Origin of the sequence: Jeotgalibaca dankookensis, from assembly GCF_002005405.1 — a bacterium.
GTDB classification, from domain to species: Bacteria; Bacillota; Bacilli; order Lactobacillales; family Aerococcaceae; genus Jeotgalibaca; species Jeotgalibaca dankookensis.
Genome location: NZ_CP019728.1, coordinates 866988 through 892399, shown reverse-complemented (window position 1 = coordinate 892399; position 25412 = coordinate 866988). Strand labels below are relative to the sequence as shown.

Sequence of the window (25412 nt, the reverse complement as noted above, 5' to 3'; positions counted from 1 at the left end):
CCCCAATTCTGTTTTAGCACTTAAAAACATTATAGGGTACCTCGTTAGAAATGTAAACAGTTTCATAAAGTCCATTCGCGTATTTATTCCTATTTCATGTATAATTGGATTAATAAATGAAAGTAGGTTATAGAGGAGGTTCGATTAGATGGTTGCTTCAACCTTTTTATTAATTGCGCTTGTTTTATTAAATGGTTTTTTTGCCGCAAGCGAACTTGCGTTTATAGCGGTAAATGAAACAAAATTGATGAGCCAAGCGAAAGTAGGAGAACGGAAAGCCGAACGGGTTTTAAAACTCAAACGAACGCCTAATAAGTTCTTGTCAACCATCCAAATTGGTGTCTCGTTAGCGAGTATCTTTTCAGGTGTTTTTGCTTCGGAAGCTTTTGCGACTCTTTTTACTGAGTGGCTTTTAAGCTTTTTTGCCTTGTCATATGGAACAGTCAAGACCTTTTCCATGGTTATTGTTACACTCATAACTTCTTACTTAATGTTGGTCTTTGGTGAATTAGTTCCTAAACGGATTGCACTGGCAAATCCAGAGAAAGTTGCTTATTTCAGTGTTTATCCTTTATCAGCCTTAGCACGTGTGACTACACCTATTGTAAAACTCTTATCGTTGTCTACTAATGCGACTTTAAAGCTAGTTGGTATTAATCCTAAGGAGATAAAAGAAGCTGTCACAGAGGAAGAAATTCGTGCAATGGTTATCGCCGGTGATATCAGTCCAATCGAAAAAGAAATGATTGAAAATATTTTTAAATTTGATGATATGCCAGTAGCCAGAATTATGACTCATCGCGCAGAAATAGTAGCGATTGATTCAAAGGAAAGCTTTGACACCATTCTTGACCGTATCCACAAAGAACGTTATACCCGCTATCCCGTTTACGAAGGAACAATTGACACTATTATTGGTATTATTCATTTACGTGAATTGCTTCGTTATATTCAAGTAAGTAAAAAAGAGGATTTTAAAATTCATAACTTATTAAAAAAACCCTATTTTGTACCTGATTCTAAGCGAGCTGATGAAATATTTAGAGAGCTACAAAAACAACAAACACATATGGGAATTGTCATTGATGAATATGGTAAAACAGCTGGACTTGTTACAATGGAAAATTTGATAGAAGAAGTTATGGGAGAAATTTCTGATGAGTATGATGTTCAAAAAGAATTTGAAATCATAACTTTATCAGACGACGAGTATCTTGTGGCGGGTGCTTATATGCTTGACGATTTACAAGACCTTCTTAAAATAAGGTTACCAACTAAAAAATATGATACTGTAAACGGGTTTATGATTGGCCAGTTAGGAAAAATTCCAACTGAAGAAGATCTAATCGAGAATCGTTCAGTATTTATTTATAAAGGATATCGTTTTCTAATTGAAGAACTTGAGAATAAAATGATTGCAAAAGCTAGAATTACTAAAAAAAGTTTAGAAGTTGATGAAAGTAGTTCAAACGATTATCCTTAATGTTAAGGCCCAATTAAATATAATTTTCGATATGTTTCGATTTCGTTATATAAAGTCTGTGCTTCTTTAATATCCTGACTTGCTAAAGGAATCGCTTCATCTAAAAGAAGTAACTCAATCGCTTGCATTTGTGTGAGCAAAAGAGTTGATTTTTTATGGATACTGACATTATTTAGGCTTTTAATAGCTTTGACATTACTTTTAAAGTCGCTGAATAGCATGGAATTCCTACTTTCTCTAAAACTAAAGTAACACTCATTAGCCAATATTATACTGATAACTAATTGTGATATCAAATACAAGCTAAGTACTCTAAAAAGTAATAAGTAAAAAGGCTTCTCTTTTTTAGAGAAACCTTTTTTGCGTAGCACGATAAAATTTAAACAAAGGCATCGATGAGACGAATGATACCGGCAATCAAGAAATAAACCGCAATAAGGAACGAATGATTCTTTTTTTGGATGTTTACCAATAATTAAAATGGTATAATATGATTATAAAGAAGATTTTAAAAGATAAAAAACTACACGTCTTATAACAATGAACTTTTACCGTCAAACTATCTGGTGCAAATAGCTGAACTCTGTAAAGGAGGAGAGACGTGTGGGGATGATGAAGCAAATAATGTGGGAACGAAAACTCATTTTTATCTTGCTTGTTATACTACTGATATTAGAACTTCTTTTTGCCTGTTCAGGATTTAAAATGCGTAAAGACAATAAACTATTAGGCTGGGGGTACTTTATCTTTGGTTTGTTACTAGTACTATTTATTCTTTACTTAATATTTTTTAAACTACTTTAATCAACAAAGGAAAGGAGGGTGATTATGAAAGTTTTATTAGTAACAGACTTATATATTCCTGTAATCAACGGTGTTGTTACTTCAACTCTCTCATTAAAAAAATCTTTAGAAAAATTAGGACATGATATACGTGTTTTAACATTGTCTGAGGATGATTACATTGATAAGAAAAATAATATTTACGGCGTTTCTTCATTTAATGTTAATAAAATCTATCCAGATGCTCGAGTAAAGTTAATTAAAGATCGAGCGGTTCTAAAAAAGATAATGGAGTGGGAACCTGATATCATCCATACACAAAGTGAATTTAGCACCTTCCGAATGGCCAAATATATTGCCCATCATTTATCAATCCCAATGGTGCATACCTATCATACTGTGTACGAGGACTACACCCATTATTTCTCACCTAGCAAACTAGCCGGACGAAAAGTCGTTTCGCTATTATCTCGAAAAATATTACGCGAAGCAGAGTATATCATTGTCCCAACTGAAAAAGTTAAACAGCTTTTGGCTAGCTATGAAGTAACGCAACCCATTAGGGTTATTCCTACTGGGATTCAATTAGAGCGTTTCAACAAAAAAATGCAACCGCAGGAACGAAAGAAGCTTCTGGAAAAATGGGGAATCCCCGATGATAAATTTCTGCTATTGTCGCTTGGACGACTAGGTAAAGAAAAGAACGTGGAAGAATTAATCTACTTTGTATCGCGTCTACAAGAAGATGTCCACTTATTAATTGTTGGAGATGGACCTAATCGCGCTGAACTAGAAATGTATGCAAACAAATTAGGTATGTCTGATCGAGTAACTTTTACCGGCATGATTGATCCCCTTCAAGTTGCATCTTTCTATCAGAATGCCAATTTATTTGTGAGTGCTTCAACTAGTGAGACGCAAGGATTGACCTATATCGAAGCGCTTGCGAGCGCCTTACCTATTTTATGCCGTGCAGATAAAGCCATGGATGACATTGTTATTAAAGAGAAAACAGGATTTCAATATCATAATTTTGAAGAATTTGAAGTGTATTTAAACCAAATGATCCAAAATAAAACACTCTATCTCAATATGAGCGCTGAGTCCAAAACATTTGCCCATAAACATTACTCTTCGGAGCATTTTGGGAAAAATGTCTGTGCGATTTATCGAAAAGCTCTTGAAACCTATCATCAAGAAGATACCATTCCTTATACCGAATGGGAGTAAAAGAATAAACCATTGAAAGGAGAACGCTCAATGGATCCAAAACACCCACATATGTTCTCAAAAAAGACCTCACTTTCATTTTTACGTCGCTATAAACGGTATTTTCAGATTAGTTTACGACTGCTAGCTATTTCGGGTGTCTTTTTAACTATTTATGGATTTTATTGGGGCTATCATCAAAATCTTTTTACTTCTGACCTTGCTTTGAGTCAATTCTTACAAAGTATCGGGCCCCTAGCTCCATTTTTATTTATGATGCTTCAAATCATTCAAACAATGTTCCCACTAATCCCTGGCGGTCTCACAATACCAGGAGGTCTAATGATCTTTGGCATGGGCTATGGCTATCTTTTAAACTTTGTCGGGATTATGATTGGATCGATTATAAATTTTACGCTTGCCCGAAAGTTCGGACGACCACTTGTGCAGTCATTGATGGGAAACAGAACTTTTAATAGGTATGTTCGTTGGTTGGATAACCCGAAGCAATTTAAAAGGTTATTTATATTTGGAATGTTTTTCCCACTGTCGCCGGCAGATCTTCTCTGTTATTTAGCAGGTTTATCTGATCTTTCCTATCGTGACTATCTATTAATCCTATCACTCGGAAAACCGATTGCCTTATTTCTATATTCTTACGGAATGGTAGAAATACTCAACCGACTTTTTCAACTACTATAATAAAAAGGATGAGCGATATGCGCATTTATCTCTGTAGTGATTTTCAATCACTCATTAAACAAAGCGGTATTGGTCGCGCCATGTTGCACCAACAAATGGCTTTAGACGAACAAAGGATTCCTTATACCACAACTGGTGAAGAACCTTATGATATTATTCATATCAACACAATTTTCCCTCAATCTCACTTGAAGGCTAAACGAGCAAGAAGGGCTGGTAAAGCAGTTATCTACCATGCGCATTCTACCATTGAGGATTTTCGAAATTCCTATTTTTTCGCCAATACGTTGGCGCCTTTGTTTGGATGGTGGCTTAAAAAGTGCTATCAATCGGCAGATTTACTATTGACACCTTCTGATTATTCAAAATCTTTAATCGAAGCATATAGACTAGAAGTGCCAATCGCTGTCATATCCAATGGAATCGATCTTACCTACTGGAGAAGTAGTGAACAGGAACAAAAACAATTTCGAGAAACGTATGCCATCAGTCCGGACGATAAGCTGATTATTTCTGTAGGCCACCAAATAAAGCGAAAAGGAATCCTAGATTTCGTCGCTATGGCCAAAGCACTCCCGGACTATCAATTTATCTGGTTTGGTTATACGGATAAAAAATTACTTTCTAAAGAAATCGTCCAAGCAGTTGAGACAGATTTACCCAATCTACAGTTTCCGGGATATATTGAACGTGATTCCTTACGAGTTGCTTATCAAGCTTGTGATTTGTATGTGTTTTTGACACATGAAGAAACAGAGGGCATCGTTTTATTAGAGGCGTTAGCTAGTAAAACACCAACACTTGTTCGGGATATTCCCGTGTTTAACTTTTATAAAGCAGGTGAAACTCTTTATAAAGGTCAGACATTAAATGATTTTATCTGTTACACGCAAAAGATTCTTCAAGGAGAATGTCCCCCATTGGTGGAGAATGCTTATAAGAAAGTATCCGAAAAAAGCATCCAGCGAGTTGGGGATGAGCTCAGAAAAAATTACCTGCGGGTCTTATCGATAAAAAAGGAATCAACTGAATCCGTTTGAATCTTATCAGATGGGTTGGTATCCTTTCTGCATATTGTAAGCGCGTACAATAATGTTTATACGATAAATTAAAAATGAAAAAGGAGACGAGTTCATGAATCATTATGCAATGAATGAGTTAACGAAATTATCTGTGTCCAATACACCGCCTTATGACGCTTTACAGGCTTTTGTTAGAGATAACCATATCGCAATAGCAGGACGAGAAGAAGGGCCACTTTCAAAATACATTTTTGGAGCAAAAGACGTTTTCAAGGTAAAGGGAAGTACCTAGGGAAATGGGCACCCAGATTGGCTACGTAACAGCCCGCCAGATGATTTTACTGCCAGTGCGATTGTTACGCTACTTGAATCGGGAGCAGATTTGGTAGGAAAGACGATTTGTGATGAACTTTGTTACAGTATTAGTGGTGAAAATTGGCATTATGGGAGTCCGTTAAATCCAGCGGATACCCGTCGTTTAACAGGAGGGTCTTCGAGTGGTTCGTGTCCCGCAACTGCTAGAGGACTGGTTGACTTTGCTATCGGGAGTGACTGTTTAGGTTCAGTACGTGTTCCAGCTGCCTATAATGGTGTCATTGGCATGCGACCTAGTCTAGGACGCATTCAAAATGATGGTGAAGCACCTTATTGTAAGAGTATGGACGTCCTAGGTTATGTCGCATCACAAAAACAAGTGTTTCGAGATGTTTCCGAAGTTCTACTGGGAGAAGATCCAAAAGCGATGCCTCTAAAGACCCTTTACGTCATCGATGATGCCTTTGAAGCAGTGGACGAGAGTGTTCGAGATGCCTTTCAAGAAACCATTGAAACAATTGGCCAACACATAGACAAGGTTGAACACATTACCATCGCCGAGGAAGGGTTGGAGTACTGGGTCAAAGAAGTGTTTCAAATTGTTCAAGGCTATGAAGTTTGGGATAGCTACGGCGGTTTTGTCAATAAATACCGTCCCCGTTTATCTCCCGGACCCAAAGACCGTTTAGAAGTTGCTTCAAAAATAACCCGCGAAGCCTATTTAAAAGCAAAAGAAAAACAAGAAGAATTTCGTCAACGCATAGAAAAATTACTATCAGATGGTGCCGTCTTAATTGAACCAACTGCTTCATCGGTGGCACCCTTGAAATCAACCTCTCTCGAAGAAATTAATCGTCTGAGAGCGCAATCGTCTCACTTGTTGTGTATTTCTGCTCTTGCTGGAATTCCTCAAATCACGTTACCGTTACTGGAACAAGATGATGTGCCACTTGGTGTGACATTGATGAGTGCGAAAAACACTGACCCTACTTTAATCGACTTTGCTCTACAATTCTTAGATGAAACGAAATGAGAGGAGAATAAACATGACTAATATTTTAATCCGAAATGCTCATTTGAAAGACGAACAACCAACCACTGATATTAAGATCAGTGGTTCAAAAATTATTGAAATCGGAAACAACCTTGTTAATGACAATGATGCTCTTGAAATTGACGCAGAAGGAAACGTTGTCTTGCCAACTTTTATAGAAAGTCATATCCATCCTGATAAGGCATTTTTAGAAGAGCGTAAACCCAATGTATCCGGCACCTTAGCGGAAGCTCTTAAAAATACTGCTGAGTTAAAAGCTAAATATACCTATGATGATGTTTTTAGTAGAGCCCAACGTTTGATCAAATGGTCCATTCGAAATGGGACTACCATTATGCGCGCTATTCCTGACGTGGATCCCTTTGAAGAAACCTTAGGCGTTAGAGTTCTGGTTGATTTAAGAGAGAAATATAAGGATTTATTGGATATGCAAATTTGCGCCTTTCCACAAGAGGGAATCGTCCGGCACCCAGAAGTCTACGATATGATGGAAGAGTCTATTAAAATGGGTGCGGATATTGTCGGAGGTTGTCCGTATAGTGAGGATTCAATTGAAGATACAAAGAAACATATTGAGATGGTTTTTTGTTTTGGCTCAAAAATATGACTTATCTATTGATATGCATGCGGACTTTGGAACCGATGCTTCAGGCCCACAAAACACGGTTGTTGAATTGATTGCTGAAAAAACAATCGAACGGGGTTATGAAGGGCGCGTTTCATTAGGGCATGTGACCACTCTGGGCTCAATTGATCCAGAAGTCGCCGAACCTATTTTTGAAAAATTAGCCAAAGCCCAAGTGACCATTGTTCCCTTACCAGCAACCGATATGTTTATGAATGGGCAAGCTGAAAGAAAAAATAAACCGCGTGGTATGGCACCGGTAAAAGCCATGCTAGAAAAAGGCGTAAATGTGGCCTATTCTTCCAATAATATCCGTAATGCCTTTACACCCTTTGGGGATGCAAATCTCGTGACAGTTGGCTACCTCTTACAAGTGTCTCAACAAATGGGCTCTGCTAAGGAACGGTCTCAAGTGGTCGAAATGGCAACAACCAGTCCGGCTAAAACTCTGGAATTAACAGATACATATGGGATTGAAGTGGGTAAGCATGCTGATTTAAATATTTTCGATAGCCATACCATTCGGGACTTCATTAATGATCAATCTAAACTTCGTTATGTCATTAAAAAAGGTGAAATTCTCGTTAAAAATGAATACTATACTGAGTTAAACGCTTTATTAGAAGACGAATAACAGAAAAATCTACTAAACCGTGCTTGTAGACACGATTTAGTAGATTTTTTGGTTTGAACTTATTTTGTGAATTTTTCCTTGATTTGATAGTTATCTGCTTCAATTTTTTCATATAACCAAGATAAATCTAATGAACCATCCTGGTTAATAGCTTCAAACTGTTTATTTTCTTTTTCCAGCGCTTTCAAGGATGCTTCGTAGAGATCATCCGCGTCTTCAGGATGAAAAGTCACAATCCCTGATTGATCACCTACTACAATATCTCCTGGATAAATGACTCGATTTCCAATCGCAATCGGCGTATTAACAGTTCCAGGTCCATTTCGCAAGGGACTATTACTGGTTGAACTAACAGCATAAACAGGAAAATCTAACTTGGATATCTCTTCTTTATCACGAATAGCCCCATGAATGACCAAACCATTCAAACCACGTTTAATAGCTAAAGTAACCATCATTTCGCCTAATATTGCTCGCTCAGTAAAGCCTAGACCAGAAACGACAATCACATCGCCAGGCTTTGCATTATCAACAGCGTAATAGACCAAAGTGTTATCACCTGGAGTCACGGAAACCGTATAAGCACTCCCTAATAAGGGTGTTTAATTTAATGGAACCAAAGAAGAAGGGAGTGCAGCGGTTTTATTCATAGCGTCTCCAATCACAGTTGGTGGAATCTCTTTGAATTTACGGATTTTTTCTTCTTCTAAGCAATCAAAATCCTTGTATATTTCATAGCCAATGTTTTTCATAATAGACCCATCCTTTATAAATAGTTTACGACCGATTTGGTTATTTAAAATAGGTAATTTGTTCCGCATCCAATCGAACGGTATCAAATCCGGTTTCTGCTGCCTGGCCGATTGAGACAACCATAACCGGGTAATAGCGTTCCGCATCTAAACCAAATGCTTCAGCTAGACCATCTGAATGAAACCCCGTAATGGGGCAAGTATCATAGTGATGGTTTCTGGCAACAAGCATCAGTTGCATGGCTACGAGACCGGCATCGATGGTGACGACTTTCTCCATTTTTTCTTTCGAGAAATTTCGGTAGTGGGGAATAATGCGACCCAACTGGTCATCTCTCGTTTCGGGTGTCATTTTCTTCTCATTGACTGCTTGGTTATAGATTTCCTCTCCATATTCATAGCACTGTAAGTCACCAAAAACTAAAATCATCGCCGCAGCACTTTCATTTTGACTAATATTTCGACGAATAAAAGGGGTTAGTTGTTCTTTTCCTTCTTCACTTTCTACAACAACAAACCGCCATGACTGCATATTAACGGCAGAAGGAGCCCGGGTAGCTTCTTGAATAATGGTAAGCATCTCTTCTTTAGGAATTTTGACATCGGGATTATACCGACGAATTGACCGTCTACCAGCTGAATCCGTCATGGGTATGCAAGGAGACTTCTTCGATAGCCATTGGGATATGTTGTGGGCCCTGATTGGTGCTCTGGTATCTGTTTTTGTCTTTGATGGGTATCATGATAGACAATTTACCAATGTTAAAAATGGAAAGGATGATAAAAAATGAATGATATTCTCAATTCTGATATAGAAGTTCAATGTGATGGGATAACAGTTGAAGGAATGACTGAAACTAATAATGAACAATAAATAATATTGCTAATTTAACTAATCAGATACGGCATTCAACTTCTACTATAACAATTAATTATAAGAGTTATATACTATATTTCAAGGTTTGGTAAATCAAAAAACTAGGAGTGAACAATATGACAAAAAAAGACAAAGAAAAAATTCTTGCCATTTCAGAAATAAACAGTTTATATAAATTACCGCTGAGTGTTATTAACGATTTACAGAAAAACTATCCAAAAATATTAGAATCTGTTAGTAATGTTGGCCATCTTGGTTCAAAGTCACAAGATAGTGTTTATGCTACAATTGATAAGGCAATGGAAATTTTTAATAAACAATTGGAAGATCCAAATCTATCTGAAGAATCTAGAAATAGTATCAATGAGAGCATAAACAATCTGGTAAATAGAGCTGATAATAAAGATACTGAATTCAAAAAGTGGATGTTTAGTTTAGTTATTGTCGGGGTTGGTGGTTTAGGTTTAAGTGGATTGGCACTAACTGAAAAAGGTTCTGAATTAGGAAAAACATTGCTAAACTCATTTAACAAAATTTGATTTGTCAATTTAAGCTAGACAAAGTAGATTCATCTATGTAACTCAAAAATACTTCCAGCGGCGTCTGGTATGCCAAGGATTTTCGTGGGATATTATTTCGCTTGTTCGCAACCGATGAGACAAATGTTTAGTCCACTTGATTGAAGTCCATTTCTTTTGGCAACCCATCTTTTCGCAGCAATCCGTTGGAGTTTTCATTTAATGCGCGCTGTGATGGCGTTCCAGGATCGGCAAAATAGATGGCGATATCATGTTGGTTGCTTAGGTTTTTCCAATTGGAGAATTCTTTTCCACAATCAAAGGTGATGGACTTAAATAGATGTCTAGGAATCGATTCAAACCACTGGTTCAGTGTATTCTCGATATCGTTTGCCTTTCGCCCATGGGGCTTCAAGGTGGTAATGACTTTGGAAAGTCGTTCTACCAAGGTGATGACGGCACTTTTGTGATGGACACCAACAATAGTATCACCTTCGATATGACCAAATTCTTCCTTGAATACCGGATAATCCTTTTCCCTTTCAACGATATTCCTCTTGAAAGCCTGTTTTCCCCGACGTTCTTGATGGCCGTTTGGTTTCCGCTTTCCCTTCATGGGTAAAGTTGTTTCATCGAATATCTTTTCTTTGAAGCGACGATAGAGCGTCCGCATGGAACATGCGATTGGCATTTCTTGGCGACCAATGATGACATCTGGCGTCCATCCCTGTGCAATTTTTTTATTGATGTACACTTGTTGTTCCTCGGGCAGGATTATCTTGTGCCGTCCACAACGCGCCTTGTTTTTCTTATATTGTCGGTAATAATCCAAGGCCGTATGGCCTTTCTTCAGGAAGTTGATGACGTTGTAGATGGTCATTCTAGAACGTTTTAACTGAGCCGATATTTTTGTTACAGCGATATTTTGGTGGTAGTAAGCCTCTATCATCACTAGTTCATCCATGGTAAGATGGGTGTAGGTCATTCGTGATCACTCCTTTGTATTCTTTGGTAGGAATTACAATTTGAGTGTACCACGAATGGCTTATTTATTTGTCTAGCTTAATTTTACAATCGGCGAAAAATAAAAATTAGAATATAATTTAAAAGAAAGAGCTAACAAAATTAAAAATGTCAGCTCTTTCTTCAATGAACTGCCCCCTGTCTACTTGACAGGGGGCAGTTCATTATCTCAAGAAGTCTTATTTTTATAGAAACAAATTCATCTGTTGGGGCGCTAATCCGTCAAACTCAATACCCAGCATTTTCTGAAGGGTCTTGGCATTTTTAGCAGCATGTCCGCCCGAGTTATTATTAAAGATAACGGTGACTTCTTTGGATTCTTTTTCTAAATCTAAGGCTGCTTGTTTGATTTCTTCTAGGTCTTCATCACTATAGTCGTATAAGGTACGAAAGGTCCGCCAATCCTTTGTATCATCGCCTAACCAGCCTTCATAGTTACGCCCATGTAAGCGAATGAAGGTTTTGTCGGGGTTTGATGCCACAGGAGTGAAAGGGACTGAATTATGGGGCGTTTGAGGTTGGTCGACAACGACGTGAATGAACTGCATTTCTTTTAAAAAAGCGAGTGTGCCTTCTTTAAATTCATCACTGTACCAACTTTGGTTACGAAATTCCACTGCAATGGGTAAATCCCCCATCAGACGGCGGACGCGTCTTAAGTATGAAACTTCTTCTTTTTGACAGACAAAGGTCGGTGGGAATTGAAACAGAAAAGCTTTTATTTTTCCGCGCTTAACCATTGGATCAAAGGTCAATCGATAGATTTTAAACAGTTCTTCCAAACTGCGTGTTTCTTTTATTTGACCTTTGTGACCAGTAAGTGGGGCGTAAGCTTTTGGGATGAACTGAAAGGTGTCAGGCGTCGTTTCAATCCATTTGGTAATATTTTTGGCAGGTGGAATAGCATAGAAACTTGAATCCAGTTCGACGATCGGAAAATGACTAGCGTAATCCACTAATTTTCTTTTGGGATCTGGACAGATAAGTGGGTGATCGGACCAACCGGTAAGTCCAATTTCAATCATGAGTTATCCTCCTTTAAGGAAAGACTTTTGTTAATCATATAATTTTTTTGTAGTGAAATGCAACGATTTAGCCCTTATAGGTATTTAATTATTGACAAGTCATAAATAAAGGGGCATGATAAATGAACAACGTTCAGAAAGGATTATGACACGTGGAAAATAATTTGAGCAACCATAAAGAAGTTATCTTGTCACAGGCAAAAAAAATTGCAGTAAGCGATGGTATCAGCAAAATAAATATTCGAACCGTTGCTAAAAACAGTGGCATTGCGATTGGAACGGTTTATAATTACTTCCCATCTAAAGGGGATTTATTGATATCGGTGGTGACAGAGTTTTGGGACGAAGCCTTTGCGGATCTAGAAGGAATCACTTCTACAAGTTCAAATTTTTTTGATAATTTAGAAAATATATATAGGGTCTTAGATAATTATCTCCATCATTTCAAAGAGAATTGGCTGAATCAACTTGTTTTACTAAAAGCAGATGAAAAGGTAATGGCCCGAAAAAAAGAAGAAGAGTACTTCCAGAAGGTACACGATAAACTAATTTTACTCATAGACCGTGATCCGGATTTACAAGACTATCCATGGTCAGAAGTTATTTCGAAAGAAAAGATGGCGGAATTTATATTTGATCATATGCTAATAATACTAAAAAAAGAGAAGGGCGATTTAACATTTTTCATCGCACTCTTAAAACAAATACTTATAAATAAAAATCGGACAGTGTAGGAGTTTTAATTTTATCAAAGAGTGAACAGTGTTCATTTGGCTTATACTAAAACTTAAAGGAGCTTTTATATGGAACCAATTATTTCTGTTTCCCATTATACAAAAAAGTATGGTTCATTCACTGCTGTTGACGATGTGTCGTTTGAGGTAGAAGAAGGGAGTATTTTTGCTTTCCTTGGTCCAAACGGAGCTGGCAAGAGCACCATGATTAATACGCTTTGTACGCTCTTAGAAAAAACATCTGGCCAATTAACCATCAATGGTTTTGACTTGGATACACAGAAAAATGAGGTACGAAAAAGCATCGGTGTTGTTTTCCAAGATCAAACCTTAGATGAAAAAATGACCGTTCATGAGAACCTGAAAATGCATGGGGTATTTTATCAAGTTCCTAAAAAAGAACTAAAAGAACAAATTCATTTTGTTTTGGAACTTGTCGATTTATTAGAATGGCAAGATGCATCGGTTTCGAGCCTTTCGGGTGGGATGAAGCGACGGGTAGAAATTGCCCGTGCACTCTTACATTATCCGCGTGTTCTTTTCCTAGATGAACCGACAACAGGCCTGGACCCACAGACACGGAACCGGATGTGGGAATATATTTTACGCTTGCAGAAAGAAAAAAACATTACGATTTTTCTTACCACACACTATATGGACGAAGCAGAAATTTGCGACCGTGTTGCCATTATTGATGGAGGAAAGATTGTTGTGAATGACCACCCCCAAGCTTTAAAACAAAAATATACCCGAGATAAAGCTAAAGTTCGTCTCAAAGACCCGCTTAAATTTATTCAAGCACTTGAAGATGAAAACTTTACTTATCAGCAGTTAGAAAATGGTTATTTATCTGTTCACATTGATGATATTCAAATTTTTCTAAGCTTTATTGAGTCTTTCAAGGAAGAAATCGAAAGTCTTGAAATCAAAAATGGCACACTTAATGACGTCTTTTTAGAAATCACTGGTAAAGAAATTCGTGAGGAGGCAGCAGAATGAAAGTTGCTTATGCATTATGGCTCCGTAATATTAAAAGCTTTGTACGCGATCGAATCCGTCTAATTATTTCAATTATCATTCCTTTCTTTTTTATTTATGTTTTTAGTTCTATATTTAAAAGTGATCAAGTCGAAAATCCAACGGCTTTTATGTTAGCTGGTGTGATTATTGTAACGGTTTTTCAAACCTCTTTGTCTATTGCAACTTCAACCATTGATGATATGATTTCTGGTTTTATGAAGGAAGTTTTGGTCAGTCCAGCTTCTCGCTTGCAAGTTGCGATTGGACAATTACTGTCGGCGGCTACAATTGCGACTGTTCAAGGTTTTTTAATTGTCATCATTGGCTTGTTTATCGGGTTAAATTTTGAAAATTGGTTAACACCCTTATATGTAATAGGAGCGATGATTTTAGTTGGGATTGTTTTTTCAGGATTAGGTCTCTTTCTCGCTTCAAAAGTAAAGAGTGCACAAACCTTCCAACTGGTCCAACAAGCCATTGTGTTACCTTTTACCTTTCTATCGGGTGCCTATGTTCCGTTATCACTACTACCGAGCACCTTGAGGTTTGCGGCTTATCTGAATCCAATGACCTATACGACGGCTTTTTTTAGAACCATTATATTAGAGCAAGGAAGCGTATCAACCGCGCGTATGTTACAAACGGGATTAGCCTTTGACATAAATGGCTTTATTGTAACGCCTTGGTTAAGTGGATTGATAATTGCCATTTTTGGATTACTCTTTATCTTTTTAGCAACTTCTTCTTTTGTCCAGGCTGATTTTTCAAAATTTTCGCGGTCTTCTGGACCTAAAAAGCGACCAGAAAGTGCTTAATTAAATCAACCTCATGCCAATATACGCTTGGCATGAGGTTGATTTATTCATAACTAGCTTATTCAAAAGAACCCGAAACAATTTTTCCTTTAAACATAACGACGCGTTCAGGACAAACACGTGCAACTAAATGAGCGGTGCTTTCAGCTTTTGTGAATAAGATATCGGCTGAATCACCAACTTGAGGCCATTGCATATTGCCATTTGAATCTAGAGCGGTTAGTCCGTTAGAAACCAGACCGTATGCCTGACTTAAAGAAACTTCATCCGTCATAGAAAATACTTCTGCCGCGCGGCTTGCCCGCTGAATTAAATCTCCCGTTCCAAAAGGACTCCAGTGGTCATTAATATTGTCATTCACTACATGAACCTTTACACCGTGTTCCTGTATGAAAGGAATAGGGGGAGCAGCACCATCAATGGGGACCGTTGTATTAATACTAATATTTTGTTCAGCCAGTTGTTGGACGATAGGCAGAAGTGTTTCCTCATTTACTTGCCCCATACAATAGGCATGACTAATGGCAACTTTCCCTTGTAGCTGGTATTGTTTGGTGAAAGCAATGATACGTTCAATTTCAAAGATACCTAAACTCCCAGAATCATGTAGATGGATATCCACTGCTTTATTGTTGTCTTTAGCAATATCGAAAGTTAATTTTAGGGATTTTTCGATATTCGTATCTATCGTTGCTGGATCTAAGCCACCTACGATTTGAATGCGTTGATCCGCAGCCGCTTGAGATAACAATCCCTCTTCTTCGGTGTGCAAGCTACCGTGTTGTGGAAAGGCCACTAGTTCATAATCTAAACGATGCTTATTTTCCTCTAAAACTGCTTTAATTATTCTGAGGTTTTCCATCTCGATGACCGGGTCAATATTCACCTGAACACGTAGGAAAGTCGCACCTGATCCGCCAATTAAGTCTATTAAAGCTTGGGCTTTTTTGGGTGTTTCCGGTAGAAAGTCTTCTAAAAACTGTTCTTCCTCTTCAATTCGCTCTTGAACACCAGTCACCGGTATGACGGCTTGCCAGCCACCACCAAAATGTCCCTTATCCAAATGCACGTGATTATCGCGAAGAGAAGGGGAGGCTAGATAGCCTTTTGCGTCTTTTGTATCAGCATCTGTTTCTGGAGCATTTTCAGTAATCTCTTTAATGATGCCATTTTCGATTCTTAAAGCAACTGTAGTTGTTTCGGTTACGATATGTCCTGGTTTTATTTCCTTATAACCTGTTTCTAGACGAAGATTTTTAATCCATACCATTCTGACTCCACTCCTTTATATCTATCACTTATTTTCATTTATCATAAAGAATTTTTATTGATTATGAAAGAGATAGCTGCTTTCAATTCATTTAAAAAGATTATTGTTCTTACTAAAAATAAGTTTTTATAAAGGTAAGCAGATTGCATTCTTTATTCCTGAAATAAGCGTATAATTAAAGATACCCGATTCTTGAGAGAACGTCACATTCTTATATTACAAAGAAATGATTAATAAATGAAAAGGTGAGAATATGTTAGAGCTTAAAAATATTACAAAATCATATCGAACCAAAGATTTTGTACAAAACGCATTAAATAATGTCTCGATTACATTTCGAGATAATGAGTTTGTTTCTATTTTAGGGGCATCTGGATCAGGAAAAACAACCATGCTGAATATCGTTGGTGGACTTGATCAATATGATTCTGGTGACTTAATCATAGAAGGAACCTCTACTCGAAAGTATAAATCTGCCGACTGGGATACTTATCGCAATAGTCGAGTTGGATTTATTTTCCAAAGTTACAACCTAATCCCTCATCAAACCGCTTTAGCAAATGTGGAGCTCGCTTTGACTCTTAGTGGTGTTTCAGCAAAAGAACGGAAAGATCGAGCTATTGAGGCACTAAAAGATGTCGGTTTAGCAGACCATATCAACAAATTACCAACGCAACTGTCAGGTGGACAGATGCAGCGAGTCGCGATTGCGCGTGCGCTAATCAATAATCCAGAGATTGTTTTAGCCGACGAACCTACTGGTGCTTTAGACAGTGTGACTTCAGACCAAGTGATGGACCTGCTTCAAGAAATTGCCAAGGACCGGCTTGTGGTAATGGTCACTCATAACCCAGAACTCGCTCACAAATATACCAATCGAATTATTGAACTGAAAGATGGCGAAGTGCTTGGCGATACCAACCCCTATGTCCTTGCTGACGCAGCACTATTGGAAAATAAAAAGCCATTGAAAAAAACACGGATGTCCTTTTTTACGGCTATCTCTTTATCCATTAGTAATCTATTGACAAAAAAAGGGCGGACTTTTATTACCTCAGTAGCCGGATCCATCGGAATTATCGGGATTGCTTCGATATTGGCTCTAGCAAGTGGGATTAACCGTTATATCGAAAACGTTGAACAAGAAACAATGAGTGCTTTTCCACTGACCATTGATTCCTCAGGTATTGATATCACCAGTTTTTTAGGTGGAGAAGGCAATGTGTCTGAAGTAGCCGAAAACGAAGAGTCGCAAGAACTTCAAGAGGGTGAAGTACCCGTTTTGAACACCATTACCTCGCTGTTTTCTTTTCAAAATAAAAATGATCTAAATAGTTTTAAAAATCATGTCGAAACAAACCGCAGCCAAATTGATCCTTATGTAAAAAATATCCAATATAAATACGGCATTACCCCACAAATTTATTTACAAGGTGAAGCAGCTGGCGTGAGACAAGTAAACCCAGATACCATTTTTTCCCAGTATGGATTTGGCAATACCGGTGGTTTGGATTTAATCGCTGGTGCGGGTGATATTGGTATGCGTAATTTTAGCGAACTTCCTGGGGATGTCTCACTCTTTCAAGACCAGTATGATGTTGTAGCAGGTAAGTGGCCAACGGAAAAGAATGAAATCGTTGTTGTCTTAATGAATAGTGGCTCACTGACTGATACCACCATGTATACGCTTGGTTTAAAGGACCGTCAAGGATTGGAAAGCATGTTCGAAAACTTTACCAATGAAGAACAACTTGAAGTAGAAGAGGTCAAAGATGAAACCATTGATTTTGAAGAGATACTAGCAACGGAATTTAAATTAATTAATCCAGCTGAAAAATACACCTATGATGATTCTTATAATATTTGGGTGGATAAATCAGATGATACAACGTACATGGACCAAGTAATTGAGTCAGGACTAGATTTGAACGTTGTGGGTATTGTCAAAGCCGATCCAGATACTAATAATCCCATCCTTTCATCCGGACTGTATTATCCGTCTGAACTGACTGAATACTTAATCAAAGAAGCTGCTGGTTATGAAATTGTTCAAGAACAAGTTGCTAACAAAGATGTTAATGTTTTTACAGGTCAACCATTTGATAGTGAGGCGGAACTAGCTCCAGAAGAGCTCTTCAACCTTGAAGATTTCATTACGGTTGACGAAGCGGCAATTCAAAATGCGTTTAATTTTGACATGTCAGCATTGAATATCGATTTTTCAGATTTCCAAATCAATGTCGATCCAACGAGCTTACCTGATTTAGACTTAGATGTTTTAGCTGAAAGTATTTCAGCACAAATAAATGTTCCAACCGAGTCCGTTCAAAGTATCCTCGTTACTGTTTTACAAGACTTTGTTGCCACCCAAAACGAACAAAATGTCACGGAATTAGAAGACTGGGTAGCGAATTTTGATGTTTATATTAATAGTGAGGAAGTACAAGAGCAATTACTGCAAGCTTTTGAACAAATTAATAATAATACTCAAATCGCACAGCAATTAACGGAGATTATTCAAAACTACTTTAATACTTATATCGGACAGGCTTTCAATCAACTGATAGGCAGTGTCCAAGCGGACTTAGCCAATCAAATTGATGCAAAATTGTTTGATTTAGGTGCCAACATTCAAAATGCGGTCAGTGTGGATCCCGATATCTTGTCTCAAGCTTTCCAATTCAATATTGATGAAGACGAGTTATTTACACTCATCCGCAGTTTAGGAGAACGGGAGCAAATCAGTCCAAGTTCAAACCTAACAACACTTGGCTACCGTGACTTGGATGATCCAACCGAAATAAATCTTTATCCAAAAGATTTTACAACTAAAGAGAGTGTCGTTACCTTTATTGACAACTACAATACCCAAATGCAAAATAGTGACCAAGAAGAGAAAGTTGTTAAATATACCGACTTTATCGCGGCGATTTTATCTTCGGTTACAACAATCATTAATACCATTTCTTATGCTTTGGTAGCCTTTGTTGGTATTTCACTGGTAGTTTCATCCATTATGATTGGCGTGATAACCTATGTCTCAGTATTGGAAAGAATCAAAGAAATTGGAATTTTGCGTGCGATTGGTGCTAGTAAGAAAGACATCCGTAGAGTATTCAACGCGGAGACTTTAATCATCGGTTTTGTAGCAGGAACGTTTGGAATTTTAGTTACTTATGGAATCAGTTTGATTGCCAATGTTATTGTCTATGATAAGTTTGGTATTCCAAATATTGCGCATTTAGAACCCGGTGCCGTCGTAATTCTAATCTTAATTAGTATGTTCTTAGCCTTTATATCAGGATTAATTCCATCTTCAACCGCTGCTAATAAAGATCCGGTCGAAGCATTAAGAAGCGAATAAACATTTAAATAAGCAAGTCCCTCATTTTTATTGTGAGGGACTTGCTTTTTTTATAAACCGTTTTTTGTTAAGCTTAGGCTGACTAAAATTTTAAAACATCGATAGTCTAACAGAAAAGAGGAATGAGAATGGAATTAGTGGTCAGTGGATTAAATAAATCCTTTAATGATAATCATGTATTAAAGGATATCGATTTAACGATTAAATCGGGACAGATCTTTGGTTACTTAGGAAGAAACGGTGCGGGTAAGAGTACTTCTTTTCGCATTTTAATGGATGTTTTTAAAGCAGACAGCGGAACCATTACGCTTGATGGAAAACCGTTTAAACCAAGTGACTATAAGATTGGTTACCTTCCAGAAGAAAGAGGCATGTATTCAAAATTTAAAGTCAGTGATCAACTCCTCTACTTTGCCCAATTAAAAGGAGCGACCAAAGAAGACGCTACTAAATCTATGCATGCTTGGTGCAAGGAATTTGGAATCGAGAAATATTTAAATCAGAAGCTAGAAACCTTGTCAAAGGGGAACCAACAAAAAGTACAAATCGCTCAAGCCTTTATTAATGAACCAGATATTCTTATTCTTGATGAACCTTTTTCAGGATTAGATCCAGTCAATTCTAAAATTTTCCAAGATGCTATTACCAACTATAAACGTGACGATCGCATTATTATATTTTCCTCACACCAAATGAGCTATGTTGAATCCTTTTGTGATGATATCGCACTCATTGACAATGGCCGTATTGTTTTAGAAGGAAACCTTGATGAAATTAAAAAAGAAATGGGCAAAGGAAAGCTCCGATTGCGTTTTGAAGAACCAATCGATTTAAAATTTCTTGAAGATTACACTTACACAATCGAAAAAGATGATGTTATTTTAAGTTTAAAGGCTGATGAAACGAAAGAAACCTTTATTCAGACTTTGCTTAATAAAGGTATCAAGTTTTCCATGTTTATGAATTATTTACCTAGTCTTCAAGAAATATTTATTGAGAGAGTGGGGAATCAACATGAAACAATTTAAAAATGTCTTTAACTTCGAAATAAAGGGCATGCTAAGAAGTAAAAACATGATTATCACAACCATTATCATGGCGGTTATTCTGTTTATCTTAACCAGTATCCCCAGTATGATAGGTTTATTTTCGGGTGATGAAACAACTGAAGAAGCAACGAGTGTTGCGTCTGAAACCTATACAGTGGTTTACGACACAGATCAGCTGGAAGAAACATTGGCACCAGTCCTAGGTGAAGAAGCTTATCCGAGCCAAGAGGAACTTCAAGAAGCAATTTTAAATGAAGAAGTGGAATTAGGATTTGTGATTCACGACTACAGTGCATACACTGCTGTTACTTATGATAATAGTCTGGATTCTTTTGAACAGATGATGTTTGAAGAAGAATTAGCTCTCGCTAATCAACAACGTCTGTTTGAAGAAGAAGGCATTGATAGCGATAAAGTTTATGAAATTATGAATGCATCAATCACTTCTGAAATGATTACGCTTGGTAGAGACGCTGGTTCTGGGTTTGTGATTGCTTTTGCCGTTATCTTTATCATGTACATGTTGATTTTATTGTATGGGACCAATGTGGCTACTTCTGTCGCACGTGAAAAAGACTCACGAACCATGGAGCTCTTAATCACGTCAACAAAACCAAAAATTTTAATTTTGGGCAAAGTTGCTGCAGCGGGTTTGATGGGTGTCTTGCAAATCACCACTTTAATTTTAGTCGCTCTTGTTGGGTTTCTCCTCAATAAAGGAAGTTATCCTTCAATCCTGTTAGAAATGATTCAGGGATCCATGACGTTAGATACTTTGCTAGTTTATATTATCTTTTCCGTTCTAGGCTACATTCTTTATCTCTTTATTTATGCCTCATTAGGGAGTTTAGTTTCCAAGGTAGAAGACGTCAGCTCGGCGGTTGCTCCAATAACTTTTCTTTTTGTTTTTGCTTATCTAGCAGCAACGCTCGCGATGCAAATGCCAGATAGTATGGCTATAAAGGTAACCTCTTTTATTCCTTTTGTTTCTTTATTTACCATGCCAATCCGTTACATGCTAACAACAGTTCCTTTAGTATCGGTTCTGGTATCTGGCGTTATCATGGTAGCGACGGTTATCTTATTTGCGGCTTTATCTATCTATATCTACCGATTCGGTTCTTTAAATTATGGAAATAAAATTAAATTTAAAGAAATTATCAAATCATTCAAAAATTAGTATAGGCGTTTATGACACAAAGGGTCTTTTATCTTAAATGATAAGAGACCTTTTTTGCCTTATAGGTGAAAGCGGTTTCGATTCGTGCTATCATTTAACTAGGCAAATCTTCTGATGAGAGGTGGGAACACATGGCATTTGATTATGATTTAGATTTTGAAAAAATCGATTTTCGTGAACAACCGGAACTCTACCGTGTGGGTAGAGGCGAACAAGGCGTTTTACTAGTGGAACCTTATAAGAGTGAAATTTTGCCCTATTGGCGTTTTAAATCACCTGAAATTGCAAGCGAATCATCTGAGAAAATTTATCAACTTTATCAAGATTATAAGAAGCAAGATGATTTTGTTGGGATGGATATGGCTAGAAAATTTCTTCAAATGGGTTATACGCGCGCACGCCGTTACGCCAACTACAAAGGAGGGAGAAAGTATAACGAAAACGGTGAAATTAAGGAGCGAACCATTGATCCAGTAAAAGCCGAATCAGCTGCAATTTTTGAAGTTAAGTGGAAACTTGTTAGAGAAGATGTAGACTACCTTGCATTGAAAAAAGTACATCAAAAAAAGTACGGGTAATATTATATCAATCATATTTTAGGAGGAATGAAGATGCCTTACACAAAAAGAGATTATCCAGACTCAATGAAAAATTTAGACAAAATTGTTCGCGTGAAAGCCATTGATATTTTGAATGCCATGCTAAAAAATGGTTATGACGAAGGACAAGCCATCCCAATTTCCATTTCACAAGCGAAAGAATGGGCAGCAGACGCCAGTGACGAAGAAAAAAAGGCGTTGTCAAAAGAGGACATCACCAAGCACCAGAAAACATCAGACTCAGCACGTTTACAGAATGCGGATGTTCGTGTGTCCTATGATCAGGAAAAAGAAAAATGGTCAGTAGAAAGTGAAGGGGCTAAGCAAGTCGATTCTTACTACGAAACAAAAAAAGAAGCCGTTACAAGAGCTAAAGAAATTGCTGATAATCGCGGTACAAGCGTAATCAAAGAAAAAAAGAATAACTAACGGCTAGAGGAGACAGGAAAAAGTGAAAAATATCAAAGGGACATTACCGAAAATTCAAACGAGACTTTATATTGATGGAAAATGGATGGAAGGTTCTTTAAAACCAAATGTGGTTCTTAATCCAGCTACAGGTGAAGAATTGATTGCAGTAGAACAAGGGGGCGCAAAGGAAACAGAGCAGGCGATTGCTGCAGCTAAAAAATCTTTTCCCCTTTGGTCGGGAATGGAATTAAAAGAGCGCGTTAAAATACTTCACCGAATTGGTGATTTAATTGAAGAAAATATAAACCGATTAGCCCTTATCATGACTTTAGAACAAGGGAAGCCATTAGCCGAATCAAAGGTTGAAATTCAAACCAATATCGACAATATGCACTGGAATGCGGAAGAGGCGAGACGCGTTTACGGAGAGACAATTCCCGCTCCTAACAATTATAAATATGAAGTAAAAAAACAACCAGTTGGCGTAGTAGGTGCAATCACACCTTGGAATTTTCCATCTAATATGATCGTACGAAAAATTGCGCCAGCTATAGCAGCAGGTTGTACCGTTGTTTTAAAACCAGCAAGTAGCACACCCCTATCAGCCATTGCTATTTTCGAGCTTTTTAAAGAGGCAGGTTTACCGGATGGGGTCGCAAATCTGGTTATGGGACCGGCAAGTAAGATTGGAAAAACCTTAACGGCTAGTGAAGACGTTCGGAAATTGACTTTTACTGGATCGACGGCGGTAGGACAAGAACTTTACAAACAATCAGGCGATACTTTGAAAAAAATATCCCTGGAATTAGGCGGACACGCTCCATTCATTGTATTTGCTGACGCTCCGATTGAAGAAACGGTTGAATCCTTGGTAAAAATGAAATTTAGGAATAACGGACAAGCATGTACGTCTCCAAATCGGATTTTTGTTGAAAAATCGATTAAAGAAAGCTTTACGAAGGCTTTGCAAGAAGCTGTTTATCAGGTAACCGTTGGAAATGGACTTGACGGGGTAACTGTTGGTCCATTAATAAATGAAGAAGCGCGTAAAACAATAGATGAACAAATTGCTGATGCTAAAGAGAAGGGGGCAGACGTATTATTAGGCGGAGAACGCTTAACTAAAGGTGACTACCAAAAAGGATTCTTCTATCAACCAACTATACTTGATGGGGTAACGAATAAAATGAATATTTTTTATGAAGAAACGTTTGGTCCAGTTATTCCTTTGATTACTTTTAAAAGTGAAGAGCAAGTAATCAAAATGGCTAATGACTCACACTTTGGGTTGGCATCTTATCTTTTCACAAAAGACTTACGCCTTGCAGAAAAAGTAAGTCGTGCTTTGCAGTATGGGATGGTGGGGATTAACAACACCGGGATTTCTCAACCAGAAGCACCTTTTGGCGGTGTGAAGTATTCTGGGTTAGGACGTGAGAATGGTCATTTTGGCATAGAAGAGTTTATGGAAATAAAATTTGTAAATACTTTTTATTTTTAAAAATAGAAGAGGAAGAATAAGGGTTTTCATTTTTAACTTTTCGCTTCTTAAGCTATACTAAAGCCATAGAAATTTATTAAGAATTTCTAAAAAAACATAAGGAGGAAACAAAATGGATCAATTTATGGACTCATTACAGGATTTATGGGTGTCACTGTTGGCATTTTTACCAGCACTGTTAGGAGCTATTTTATTATTTTTACTAGCGTGGTTAATCGCAACACTAGTGAAAAAAGCAATCGTTAAGGGATTGCAAGCTATTCACTTTGATCAAAAGTTAGTATCATGGGGGATTGCTAATACAATAGAAGATGGCAAGCAGATGATTGGCTCTCTAGGTAAAGTCTTCTATTACTTAATCTGGTTATTCTTTATTCCAGGAATTCTTCAACGCTTAGGTTTAGGGAACATCGCAGCACCTATTACGAATATGTTCGACTCGTTCTTAGCGTTTATACCTAAACTATTCGGGGCCGCTGTTATATTGGTTATCGGCTACTTTGTTGCTAAATTTATCAAAGAATTGGTACAAAACTTATTAGAAACAGTGAACATTGATCGTTATGTAAGAAAATATACATCAAAAGTTTCGGATACATCTCCTGGTCAAGTAGAAAAACAAAAATATACCGTAGCAAAAGTTCTTGCTAATACTGTATTTGTAGTAATTTTAATTCCAATCGTTACAATGGCTTTAGAAACACTTCAAATTAAATCAATTTCAGAACCAATCGTAAATGTTTTAAACCAAGTTCTAGCAGCAATTCCTAATATTCTAGTAGCAGTTATCTTATTAATTGCTGGAGGGATTATTGCAAAATTGGTAGGGGATTTATTAGAAGGTCTTCTAGAAACATCTGGTATCAACCGTTATTCTAAATATTTAAACACCAAAGGAAGTAATGATATTAGTCTTTCAAATGTCATCGCTAAAATCGTTCAAACTGTAATCGTGGTTTTCTTCTTAGTTGAAGCTTTAAACACTTTAAACTTACAAATCTTGAACACAATTGGTGTGGCGATTATTAGTTACTTGCCATCAGTACTCTTTGGTCTGATTATTCTAGGACTTGGAATCGTTGGTGGAAATATGCTTTCAGCTTTCCTAAAAGATTCGACAGGTAGTGCCATGGTTGGTGCGGTTGTTAAATACCTCATCTATGTAATGGCAATCTTTATGACACTTGATCAATTACAATTCGCTTCTACTATTGTAAACATTGCATTCTTGTTTATTATTGGTGGTTTAGCAGTTGCATTTGCACTTGCATTTGGATTAGGCGGCAGAAGCTTTGCACAGAAACAATTAGAAAAATTAGATGAAAAGATTGAAGAAGAATCTAAAAGTATGAGTGGCAGCGCTCAAAAAACAGAAGCTGAAAAGAAAATGGACCCAAAAAATAATATGTAAATCGTTTAATTAAGTCATTAAACTTTATAAATTAAG

General features: G+C 37.3%; 24 protein-coding genes and 3 pseudogenes. 20 read left to right on the top strand and 7 right to left on the bottom strand.

Annotated elements, in window-relative coordinates:
• Nucleotides 1–148: 148 nt before the first annotated feature.
• Nucleotides 149–1483, top strand: a complete 1335-nt coding sequence (locus tag BW727_RS04315) for a hemolysin family protein (RefSeq protein ID WP_062472001.1) — start codon at nt 149–151, stop codon at nt 1481–1483.
• 2 nt (nt 1484–1485) lie between these two features.
• On the opposite strand, the gene BW727_RS04310 is transcribed toward BW727_RS04315, so the two are convergent.
• The gene (locus BW727_RS04310) at nt 1486–1704 is read right to left on the bottom strand and encodes a hypothetical protein (protein WP_062472000.1); all 219 of its coding nucleotides are present in this window, start codon (nt 1702–1704) and stop codon (nt 1486–1488) included.
• Nucleotides 1705–2311: 607 nt separating this feature from the next.
• On the opposite strand from BW727_RS04310, the gene BW727_RS04300 reads away from it, so the two are divergent.
• From BW727_RS04300 to BW727_RS04275, 7 genes and pseudogenes are all read left to right on the top strand, one after another.
• Nucleotides 2312–3496 carry a glycosyltransferase family 4 protein gene (locus tag BW727_RS04300; protein ID WP_062471998.1) on the top strand — a complete coding sequence of 395 codons (1185 nt, stop codon included), beginning with the start codon at nt 2312–2314 and terminating at the stop codon, nt 3494–3496.
• A gap of 30 nt (nt 3497–3526) precedes the next feature.
• Entirely contained in the window at nt 3527–4177 is a 651-nt protein-coding gene (locus tag BW727_RS04295) for a TVP38/TMEM64 family protein (RefSeq protein ID WP_062471997.1), read from the top strand.
• Between the two features lie 17 nt (nt 4178–4194).
• Nucleotides 4195–5217, top strand: a complete 1023-nt coding sequence (locus BW727_RS04290) for a glycosyltransferase family 4 protein (RefSeq protein WP_062471996.1) — start codon at nt 4195–4197, stop codon at nt 5215–5217.
• Between the two features lie 94 nt (nt 5218–5311).
• Entirely contained in the window at nt 5312–5491 is a 180-nt protein-coding gene (locus BW727_RS10715; RefSeq protein ID WP_227807224.1) for a hypothetical protein, read from the top strand.
• A 51-nt stretch (nt 5492–5542) separates the two neighbouring features.
• A pseudogene (locus tag BW727_RS10910) lies at nt 5543–6547 on the top strand (amidase family protein); the annotation flags it as partial.
• A 13-nt stretch (nt 6548–6560) separates the two neighbouring features.
• Nucleotides 6561–7175 (top strand): amidohydrolase family protein, encoded by a 615-nt coding sequence (locus BW727_RS04280; RefSeq protein ID WP_062471995.1) that lies wholly within the window; start codon nt 6561–6563, stop codon nt 7173–7175.
• A complete protein-coding gene (locus BW727_RS04275) occupies nt 7159–7827 on the top strand; it encodes an amidohydrolase family protein (RefSeq protein ID WP_062471994.1) in 669 nt (222 codons plus the stop codon). The genes BW727_RS04280 and BW727_RS04275 overlap by 17 nt, the downstream gene beginning before the upstream one ends.
• Nucleotides 7828–7886: 59 nt before the next feature.
• Here the strand turns inward: BW727_RS04275 and BW727_RS04270 are convergent.
• From BW727_RS04270 to BW727_RS04265, 3 genes and pseudogenes are all read right to left on the bottom strand, one after another.
• Nucleotides 7887–8408, bottom strand: a pseudogene (locus tag BW727_RS04270) (RraA family protein); the annotation flags it as partial.
• A gap of 21 nt (nt 8409–8429) precedes the next feature.
• On the bottom strand, nt 8430–8579 hold the full coding sequence (locus BW727_RS10600; RefSeq protein ID WP_156179568.1) for an RraA family protein: 150 nt from the start codon (nt 8577–8579) through the stop codon (nt 8430–8432).
• A gap of 40 nt (nt 8580–8619) precedes the next feature.
• Nucleotides 8620–9228 carry a nitroreductase family protein gene (locus BW727_RS04265; protein ID WP_062471991.1) on the bottom strand — a complete coding sequence of 203 codons (609 nt, stop codon included), beginning with the start codon at nt 9226–9228 and terminating at the stop codon, nt 8620–8622.
• Between BW727_RS04265 and BW727_RS10975 the strand changes: the two genes are divergently transcribed.
• Both BW727_RS10975 and BW727_RS04260 read left to right on the top strand, forming a co-directional pair.
• On the top strand, nt 9149–9370 hold the full coding sequence (locus BW727_RS10975; protein ID WP_472382583.1) for a DUF2238 domain-containing protein: 222 nt from the start codon (nt 9149–9151) through the stop codon (nt 9368–9370). The genes BW727_RS04265 and BW727_RS10975 overlap by 80 nt on opposite strands.
• A 202-nt stretch (nt 9371–9572) precedes the next feature.
• Nucleotides 9573–9995 carry a hypothetical protein gene (locus tag BW727_RS04260; RefSeq protein ID WP_062471990.1) on the top strand — a complete coding sequence of 141 codons (423 nt, stop codon included), beginning with the start codon at nt 9573–9575 and terminating at the stop codon, nt 9993–9995.
• A gap of 4 nt (nt 9996–9999) precedes the next feature.
• Here the strand turns inward: BW727_RS04260 and BW727_RS04255 are convergent.
• Both BW727_RS04255 and BW727_RS04250 read right to left on the bottom strand, forming a co-directional pair.
• A pseudogene (locus tag BW727_RS04255) lies at nt 10000–10959 on the bottom strand (IS30 family transposase).
• A gap of 223 nt (nt 10960–11182) precedes the next feature.
• On the bottom strand, nt 11183–12022 hold the full coding sequence (locus BW727_RS04250; RefSeq protein WP_062469213.1) for a DUF72 domain-containing protein: 840 nt from the start codon (nt 12020–12022) through the stop codon (nt 11183–11185).
• A 152-nt stretch (nt 12023–12174) separates the two neighbouring features.
• On the opposite strand from BW727_RS04250, the gene BW727_RS04245 reads away from it, so the two are divergent.
• From BW727_RS04245 to BW727_RS04235, 3 genes are all read left to right on the top strand, one after another.
• Nucleotides 12175–12756: a TetR/AcrR family transcriptional regulator gene (locus tag BW727_RS04245; RefSeq protein WP_062469216.1), complete on the top strand. Its 582-nt coding sequence runs from the start codon at nt 12175–12177 to the stop codon at nt 12754–12756.
• Between the two features lie 69 nt (nt 12757–12825).
• Nucleotides 12826–13755, top strand: a complete 930-nt coding sequence (locus BW727_RS04240; RefSeq protein WP_062469219.1) for an ABC transporter ATP-binding protein — start codon at nt 12826–12828, stop codon at nt 13753–13755.
• The gene (locus tag BW727_RS04235; RefSeq protein WP_062469222.1) at nt 13752–14591 is read left to right on the top strand and encodes an ABC transporter permease; all 840 of its coding nucleotides are present in this window, start codon (nt 13752–13754) and stop codon (nt 14589–14591) included. The genes BW727_RS04240 and BW727_RS04235 overlap by 4 nt, the downstream gene beginning before the upstream one ends.
• A gap of 58 nt (nt 14592–14649) precedes the next feature.
• On the opposite strand, the gene BW727_RS04230 is transcribed toward BW727_RS04235, so the two are convergent.
• Complete coding sequence (locus BW727_RS04230; protein WP_062469225.1) at nt 14650–15861, bottom strand: amidohydrolase; 1212 nt, start codon at nt 15859–15861, stop codon at nt 14650–14652.
• A 253-nt stretch (nt 15862–16114) separates the two neighbouring features.
• On the opposite strand from BW727_RS04230, the gene BW727_RS04225 reads away from it, so the two are divergent.
• The 7 genes from BW727_RS04225 to BW727_RS04195 all read left to right on the top strand — a co-directional run bounded on the left by BW727_RS04225 (nt 16115) and on the right by BW727_RS04195 (nt 25376).
• A complete protein-coding gene (locus tag BW727_RS04225) occupies nt 16115–19225 on the top strand; it encodes an ATP-binding cassette domain-containing protein (RefSeq protein WP_062469228.1) in 3111 nt (1036 codons plus the stop codon).
• A gap of 128 nt (nt 19226–19353) precedes the next feature.
• Entirely contained in the window at nt 19354–20253 is a 900-nt protein-coding gene (locus BW727_RS04220) for an ABC transporter ATP-binding protein (RefSeq protein ID WP_062469230.1), read from the top strand.
• On the top strand, nt 20240–21454 hold the full coding sequence (locus BW727_RS04215; RefSeq protein WP_062469234.1) for an ABC transporter permease: 1215 nt from the start codon (nt 20240–20242) through the stop codon (nt 21452–21454). The genes BW727_RS04220 and BW727_RS04215 overlap by 14 nt, the downstream gene beginning before the upstream one ends.
• 131 nt (nt 21455–21585) lie before the next feature.
• Nucleotides 21586–22032, top strand: a complete 447-nt coding sequence (locus BW727_RS04210) for a DUF4385 domain-containing protein (RefSeq protein ID WP_062469237.1) — start codon at nt 21586–21588, stop codon at nt 22030–22032.
• A 33-nt stretch (nt 22033–22065) separates the two neighbouring features.
• Nucleotides 22066–22482, top strand: coding sequence for a DUF2188 domain-containing protein (locus BW727_RS04205; protein ID WP_062469240.1), 417 nt, complete (start codon nt 22066–22068; stop codon nt 22480–22482).
• Between the two features lie 31 nt (nt 22483–22513).
• On the top strand, nt 22514–23965 hold the full coding sequence (locus BW727_RS04200) for an NAD-dependent succinate-semialdehyde dehydrogenase (protein WP_418268861.1): 1452 nt from the start codon (nt 22514–22516) through the stop codon (nt 23963–23965).
• Between the two features lie 112 nt (nt 23966–24077).
• Nucleotides 24078–25376, top strand: a complete 1299-nt coding sequence (locus BW727_RS04195) for a mechanosensitive ion channel (RefSeq protein WP_077795741.1) — start codon at nt 24078–24080, stop codon at nt 25374–25376.
• Nucleotides 25377–25412 lie beyond the last annotated feature (36 nt).